Raw genomic sequence first — 5,702 nt, forward strand, 5'->3', positions numbered from 1 at the left:
ATTATCCGACCCAACGGAGGCGAAACATCTATGGCTGTTCTAACAGACGTGGAGCGCGCTGAAAAAGACAACCTGACCAAAATGGAGCGCCTCGAAAATGAGGCGCTTTCTTTTACGGCCAATAAATTGTCCAGTGCAATCACTAACGCAATCAAAAGTGGTAATGTCGACATCGATGCGTTCATGAGCGCATACACGGCAACCTACACCAACTCGATGATGGTAAGTTGGCTGCTAGGTCAAGTGCATATCATCAAACAAATCGATGCCAATATCGAACTGGCTAACGCACCCATTATCTTGGCTGTTGACCCCGTACCATTTCAAGAAGCCATTGACGCACTGTCATCAATGATACCTGCAAACAGCAAAACCTATCGCCAGACCGAAGCGTCCATGAAGCTGCGCGCTTTTACCATTGCCAATGTATCGAGTCTTGATGCAGTCAATCGAGTGAAGAAGCTTTATGAATATGCATTAAACGAAGGTCAAAGCCGCTCAGAGGTGCTTCGCAACCTGGATGCGTATCTTGAACAAGTTGGCATCGCACAAGCGAATCCATATTGGCTGGAGCTGCATTACCGCAACAACATGATGACCGCCTATAACGCAGGAAGATGGACTCAGATAGCGGATAATGATTTGGTCGAGTTCCTGGTCTACACATCGGTGATGGATGATGGCACCACCAAACTCTGCAGAGAGCTGGACGGCGTGGCCAAACCAAAGAACGATGAGTTTTGGATTGAGTTCTATCCACCAAACCACCATAAATGCCGAGGTACTGTATCGGTGCTGACCAAAGAGCAATACGACAAACTACCATCAAGCAAGAAGTCGCAATACACCAAAACTACTATTAGCTCGATGCACGAAAACGACACGTTTTCTAAAGAGCATCAGTTTAGAAGTTCGCCCCTTGTATCGATGCAAGCCTTACCAGAGTCCTTGGCTACCAGAGCTCAAGAGTATGGTCTTACCAACAAAGTGCTGAGCTACTCATATGAGCAAAGTAAATCCGTTATCCAAGAGCAAATCAATCAAGCCGCAAAAAGCAGAGTGTCCACTGCCGTTCTCGACAAGGCAATCCAAGAAACGCCAGAGCTCAATCCGTTTAAAGAAAAATTAGCCGGCACAAACTTTGATGATGCGGATGGCATTTTGTTTGGGTTTGATGAGCTCGATGGTGGCGAGTGGTTGCCAACGCTGCAGTATCTGGTTGCGCTCGATGATAAACGTACGGCAGTCATGCTCATGGCGGCATTTGATAAAGCGGAGGTATATACCGTGAAACACTTAACCAACAGCGAGCTTGCAAAGCTGCAGGCTGAGTTTATCCAGTTGGAGAGTAAGTAATGAAAGACAAAATCTATACGGCGCGCGTACCGCTTTATCATGTGAAGTTTGCCTGGTCTAATTCCATTGAGGCACTTGAAAAGGAGTTCGACATCAAGCCTAACGATGATGATGTCTATGACGATTACAGCGCTTTTGTAACGCGCCGTGATAACACAATCATCATGTGGCTGCCTCATGATAAGAATTATACTGTAGCCACCCCCCATCTATGTCACGAGTCTTTTCATGCGGCAATGATGCTCAGTCAAATGGTGGGCATTCACACGAACGTGAACGATGATGAGGCTGGAGCCTATCTGGCGGAATGGTTCTCTGGGACTGTGCTGGATTTTGTGCATGAAGCCAGTATGGTCAACAAGCGAAAGAAGAAATCGAAAGGTAAGAAATAAAACAAAGGGCCAGCGATTTTCTGGCCCTTTTTGTTGCTTGTAATGCCACACAGGGTGACACATGAACACATACTACAAGGTGTAGTATGTGCCCGTATGTTACCTAAACGAAAATATCATCAGCATTTATGTCTTCCCATTGCGCGTACATTTCTATATCAAAAAATGACATGCATTGGATTTCATCTCTACTAATAACAACCCTAAAGTCATTCAAAGCTAGTGTCCTTTGGCTGTCCCCAATGGGATGAGAGCGTGGCTGAGAGTCTAATCCTAAGTTTTGATACTGCATATAATAATTGGTGGTGAAAGAAATATCTTGTGTGGTGCTATCACGATAGCCACTCATCAATGGAATAATTGCGACGCTATCTCCCCGACCATCAACAAGATCATCTCCCAAGCAGAGGCCAACGTAGACTTTCTTTGAGCTGATAGTGATCAACATAGGTTTTGAGTTCACCTGAGATTCAAGCATCATGGAATCGAAGTGGCTAAATTTTGAAATACGCTCAATCAGTTGATAGCGAAGATTTGAACACTTGAAAACCAGTGATGAAATTCCCCCAAAAAAGACAGAGAGGAAGACCGTTCCGACACACCATCCTGCAACTTTGAGTAAATCAATAAACTGATTTGGATTGACGGAAAGGAACATCTTCCCATCACGAAGATCTTCAAACGTCACTCCCATAAGAGGCATGAGGTAAACGCTAGCTAAATGGTTAGATTTAAACAAAACACAAAAAATGAAAGAAATACTCCCCCATAATACGCCCCAAAAAGCCACATTGAAGTAAGAGTCCCAGCCAGCGGCTGTATTTTGTTTGTATCTTGCAGGAAGATGGAGGAGAGAGAATATATAACCAGAAATCAGAATGACAAAAATACAGATGGCGCTCATCTATTGCTCACTATCATTATCCACTTCTTGGGCTTCTTGAGGTGATTGAGATTCACGTTTTACATGAATAAATTTGAGTTTTTGAATTTGTTCTTGGATCGACTTTATTGTTTCATCATTATCCATGCGCAATGTTACTCGACCATCATCATCGATATCAAAGCGCTCTTTATTCTTAATGAAATTATCTGCTAGTCCGCCTGGGGTTGGGCTTTTAAAAAACCAAAACATAACGACCTCCTAGTACACTTGTACTTCTGGGTTGACATATTTTATGTCAACTATTGTTTTGATAATAACATTAAAAATTGCCTGTGGATAAAATTTGTTTCCTCTCAGTATTGGCTGTTGAGTCTGAAATCTGCTCAGCATCAATATTGTGGCACTTAGCCTCAATATTGAGTGGATGGTGTTGGTCTTGAATGTAATGGTTCGTGGCAATCCAGAAGCACCCAGAAAGGTTTATTTCACATGCTATTTGATATTAAAGAAAACCAACGATCTCTCATTAAAGCCATTTTAAACACCGTTAAAAACAACCACCCAAGAGAAGATAGTTGCTTTGATGTGGCGTTCTATGTCAATCCCTCACAGTACCAGGCTACAGCCATTGGTATGATGTTTGTCGTTGAACAACTAAAGGCGCTTGGAGTCATTAGGGTTATCGGTGGTGCTCTTTCTTTGACTTTTGAAGGTGAAGATTTGTTGCACAAGTTATCTTCAGTTACACCGACAACTGTATAAAAATACAGTTAACTTATGGTAAGGTGTCTTTGTGTTTTGATGCCTTGAGTACCTGAGACCCAGCCACGCTGGAGAGGAAGCATTGAAACGCCGCCAGTCTCGCTTGGGGCTGGCGGCTTGCTTTGTATTCAAGGCTCTTTGAAATAAGGAGACAAGAATGCACAAACACACACTTCGCAACGAACAACTGACTCTCGTTAATGCTGATTGCTTACAGCACCTTAAAACACTTGATGACAACTCTGTCGACCTCATTCTTACCGACCCTCCATATTTTCGAATCAAAGCCAATGCATGGGATAACCAATGGCCAGACGTCGAAAGCTTTCTTGCATGGCTTGATGAAGTGCTGGTGGAATTTTGGCGTGTACTAAAACCTAACGGCAGCTTGTACCTGTTCTGTGGCTCGACGCTCGCTGCAGATACCGAAATATTAATGCGTTCTCGATTCGAAGTGCTTAACCACATTATTTGGGCTAAGCCGTCAGGGCCGTGGAAACGAATGCATAAACCTGACCTTCGCAAGTTCTTTCCTTCAACGGAGCGAGTGTTATTTGCTGGTCATTATGGTTCGGAAGGTTTTGCTAAAGGTTCTTCGGGGTATACCACTAAATGTAAAGCGCTCAAACAGGAAGTGTTTAAACCACTGATTGACTACTTTGCCAATGCTCGCAAAGAACTCGGCATTACCGCAAAGGAGATCAACCAAGCCACCAACTCTCAGATGTGTTCACATTGGTTTAGCGCAAGCCAATGGAAGTTGCCAAGTGAACAACAATACAAGCAGCTACAAGCATTATTTAAGGCGAGAGCCGGAGAGCTAACCAAAAGCCACCAAGAGCTGCATACGCAATACCAATCGCTGCAGGAAACTTACCAGACTTTAGTTAAAGAATATGATGATCTAAAAACTCAATATGAAACGCTTCGTCGTCCGTTCTCTGTGACGGCAAACGTTCCTTATACCGATGTTTGGCAATTTGAACCCGTACAGTATTATCCTGGTAAACATCCATGTGAAAAGCCTGCCGCAATGCTTGAGCATGTCATTACAGCAAGTAGTCGAGAAGGTGATGTTGTGCTTGATGCGTTTATGGGAAGTGGCTCAACAGGTAAAGCGTGCTTAAAACTGGGGCGTCGGTTTATCGGTATCGAGTTTGAAGAAGAAACCTTTGATACCACGCTAAGGCAATTAGAAACATTAAGCGCCCAAGAAGAGTAATGAAAAGGCATCGGCGCAAACCGATGCCTTTTTAATGTTCCAGGTAATCACTAGACTGCATGATGTCTGACATCGCGTCACGCAACTGCTGTTGAAGCTCTGGTGTCATGTTTCGAAGTGCGGTCACGATGCTGTCAGATAGCGCTTGAGCTTGCTCTTCAGAAGCGCCTGTGAGTTCAACTGTAATTTGAGGAGTGAACTCGATTTGAATCATTGGCGTTGTGGGTTGCCCTGTGATTATGGTGTCGTTCGAGCTGTCCACTAAGTTTTCTACTCGCTTGACTTCTTCATCACCATTAAATGCATCGTAAAGCCACTCACCAACTTCTCGACCAGCCATATCACCACCGATACCGCCAGCAATCATTCCGCCAGGAACGGGGACAAGCGTTCCTGCAATGCCACCGATAGCGCTGCCCACAATACCACCAACATCTTCCCATAGTCCTCGATTGTCACCAGTGGCTATATCACCAGCAATCATTGCGCCATTGATGGCTGTACCTATGACCGGAACGCTTTTTAATCCTGGTATCTTATTGGCAAACTTGCCCACATTGCTAAAACGACTTGCCTTTGTTAAATCCGCTGCGTTTTCTGCCGCCGCTCCAGCGGCTACATTGATTGTTTTACCTGTTAACCAATCCTTCGCTTTTTTTAAAGCAAAAAGACCGCCAGCACCTAAGGCAGCTGTTTCGATAGCAGAAGATGCATACCCAGCCGATGGGTTTTCAATAACAAAGTCAGTGAAAGTTTTGCTTAAGTCTTGAATGGCAGTCGATAAGCTATCCTGAGATTGGATTAAGTCTGCAGTGGATTCATCAACGACAGATTGTGAAGCTCGTCCTGCGTCTGCAAGTTTTTCCGCTTCTGTTCTGGTGCTTTGAGCAAGCTCTTTTAGGTTGATGTCATGAAGGAATTTATCAGGATTATTGAGCGCTTCAATCATGGCTTTCAAGCCTTTGATGCCCACATCCTCACTCAATATCGTACCACCTGCCGCTTCGAGGATGGGCTTGACCACTCCTGGCGCTTTTTCCATCACAGGAACTAAGCTCTGCATGAATGCGGCATAGGCTTCATC

The 5,702-nt window shown here is 44.3% G+C and carries 6 protein-coding genes and 1 pseudogene; 4 read left to right on the forward strand and 3 right to left on the reverse strand.

Annotation, left to right across the window (positions count from 1 at the left end; translation table 11 throughout):
- The first annotated feature begins 30 nt into the window (after positions 1–30).
- A complete protein-coding gene (locus QTO06_RS24905; RefSeq protein ID WP_237305217.1) occupies positions 31–1,356 on the forward strand; it encodes a phage head morphogenesis protein in 1,326 nt (441 codons plus the stop codon).
- Positions 1,356–1,748, forward strand: coding sequence for a hypothetical protein (locus tag QTO06_RS24910; RefSeq protein ID WP_331410284.1), 393 nt, complete (start codon positions 1,356–1,358; stop codon positions 1,746–1,748). The genes QTO06_RS24905 and QTO06_RS24910 overlap by 1 nt, the downstream gene beginning before the upstream one ends.
- Positions 1,749–1,851: 103 nt before the next feature.
- Here QTO06_RS24910 and QTO06_RS24915 read toward each other — a convergent pair whose 3' ends face one another.
- Both QTO06_RS24915 and QTO06_RS24920 read right to left on the reverse strand, forming a co-directional pair.
- Entirely contained in the window at positions 1,852–2,652 is an 801-nt protein-coding gene (locus QTO06_RS24915) for a hypothetical protein (protein WP_140377360.1), read from the reverse strand.
- Positions 2,653–2,883: a hypothetical protein gene (locus QTO06_RS24920; RefSeq protein WP_140392168.1), complete on the reverse strand. Its 231-nt coding sequence runs from the start codon at positions 2,881–2,883 to the stop codon at positions 2,653–2,655.
- A gap of 240 nt (positions 2,884–3,123) precedes the next feature.
- Between QTO06_RS24920 and QTO06_RS24925 the strand changes: the two genes are divergently transcribed.
- Positions 3,124–3,396 (forward strand): hypothetical protein, encoded by a 273-nt coding sequence (locus tag QTO06_RS24925; protein ID WP_140377363.1) that lies wholly within the window; start codon positions 3,124–3,126, stop codon positions 3,394–3,396.
- 157 nt (positions 3,397–3,553) lie between these two features.
- On the forward strand, positions 3,554–4,618 hold the full coding sequence (locus QTO06_RS24930) for a DNA-methyltransferase (RefSeq protein WP_031426955.1): 1,065 nt from the start codon (positions 3,554–3,556) through the stop codon (positions 4,616–4,618).
- 31 nt (positions 4,619–4,649) lie between these two features.
- Here the strand turns inward: QTO06_RS24930 and QTO06_RS24935 are convergent.
- Positions 4,650–5,702 (reverse strand): annotated as a pseudogene (locus QTO06_RS24935) (hypothetical protein); the annotation flags it as partial.

It is taken from the genome of Vibrio sp. M260121 (assembly GCF_036533715.1).
Lineage (GTDB): Bacteria > Pseudomonadota > Gammaproteobacteria > Enterobacterales > Vibrionaceae > Vibrio.

Coding starts and splice junctions, on each gene's coding strand:
- QTO06_RS24930 (WP_031426955.1), top strand. CDS start 3,554: ATGCACAAACACACACTTCGCAACGAACAACTGACTCTCGTTAATGCT.
- QTO06_RS24915 (WP_140377360.1), bottom strand. CDS start 2,652: ATGAGCGCCATCTGTATTTTTGTCATTCTGATTTCTGGTTATATATTC.
- QTO06_RS24910 (WP_331410284.1), top strand. CDS start 1,356: ATGAAAGACAAAATCTATACGGCGCGCGTACCGCTTTATCATGTGAAG.
- QTO06_RS24925 (WP_140377363.1), top strand. CDS start 3,124: ATGCTATTTGATATTAAAGAAAACCAACGATCTCTCATTAAAGCCATT.
- QTO06_RS24905 (WP_237305217.1), top strand. CDS start 31: ATGGCTGTTCTAACAGACGTGGAGCGCGCTGAAAAAGACAACCTGACC.
- QTO06_RS24920 (WP_140392168.1), bottom strand. CDS start 2,883: ATGTTTTGGTTTTTTAAAAGCCCAACCCCAGGCGGACTAGCAGATAAT.